Here is a 1166-nt window from a genome sequence, read left to right as displayed (position 1 = left end):
GGGCCGGTGAGCGACTATCTTTGGTGTCAAGTTGCATTTGCGAACTCGTTTCGCGCGTCGCGTGCTTTTGCATTGAGGATGACGAGCAGTTTGCGAGCGAGCGCGATGCGAATGACCATTTTGGGTTTGCCGGCCTTGTGCAACCTGTCGTGGAAGGCGCTGAGATGCGGGTCGTAGCGGGCGGCGAGGCGGGCGATGAGGAAGAGGATGGAGCGCGGGCCGCTTCGTCCGCCGCGCACCGGGCGGTGGCCGTGGCGGCCGCCGCTGTCGTTGGCGATCGGGGCCAGCCCGATGACCTTGGCGATGGCCTTGTTGGAGATCAGGCCGATCTCCGGCACCGTCGCCATCAGCACGGCGACGGTGCGGCTGGCGACGCCCTTGACGCTGCGCAAGGCGGCGTCGAGGCGGGCCCACAGCGGATCGTCGTCGATCAGCGAGGCGATCTCGCCGGACAGGCGGCGCTCCTGGCGCTTGAGCAGGGCGATGACCTCGTCGATGCTCTCCAGTGTCTCGGCGCTGGCGGCGGCCGCCCTGCGCTGCTTGTTGGCGACGAGGTCGCCAGTCACCTGGGAGAGCCGGCAAACCAGGGCCTTGAGCCGCTGCTGGGCAGGGCTCGGCGGCGGCGCCGGCACGACGTTCCTGACCTCGGCGTAATGGGCGATGACGCCGGCATCGATGCGGTCGGTCTTCTCCAGAAAGCCCATGGCCTCGGCGAAACGACGCACATTGCGCGCATTGAGCGGCGCCGCGCAGGGCCGGCCGAGCTCCGACAGCAGCAGCCAGGCCAGCCGCTCGTAACCGCCGGAGGCTTCCATCGCCACCAGTTCGACCGCGTGACGGCCGCACAACGCGGCGAGTTCAGCAATGCCGCCCGCGTCGTTGCCGAAGCGCCCCGTCACCCCGACCGGCCGGACATGGACGTCCAGCCAGTCCTTCGAAACATCAACTCCACAAATGATCCTGTTCACGGTAACCTGCCTTGTGCGTGCGATTGGAGCCAAGCGACTATTCGGTCGTGCGTGACAAAGGCGAAGATCCCAGGCTCACCGACGGTTGTGGCCGAAGGGGGTACGGGCGACTTCGCCAAACCTCGAACCGGATGGCCATCCGGTTCGAGGTTCAGTCGCTGCAATCGCACAAAATCACTCTCGTGCAGATACAAGGGG

The 1166-nt window shown here is 66.5% G+C and carries 1 protein-coding gene; it reads right to left on the bottom strand.

Annotation, left to right across the window (positions count from 1 at the left end; all coding sequences use genetic code 11):
* Positions 1 to 26: 26 nt before the first annotated feature.
* Positions 27 to 968, bottom strand: a complete 942-nt coding sequence (locus tag ABMA59_RS37095) for an IS110 family RNA-guided transposase (RefSeq protein WP_349010322.1) — start codon at positions 966 to 968, stop codon at positions 27 to 29.
* Positions 969 to 1166 lie beyond the last annotated feature (198 nt).

This window comes from Mesorhizobium yinganensis (genome assembly GCF_040081985.1).
GTDB classification, from domain to species: domain Bacteria; phylum Pseudomonadota; class Alphaproteobacteria; order Rhizobiales; family Rhizobiaceae; genus Kumtagia; species Kumtagia yinganensis.
The sequence above is the reverse complement of the archived record's forward strand: the minus strand, read 5'-3'. Positions and strand labels throughout refer to the sequence as shown.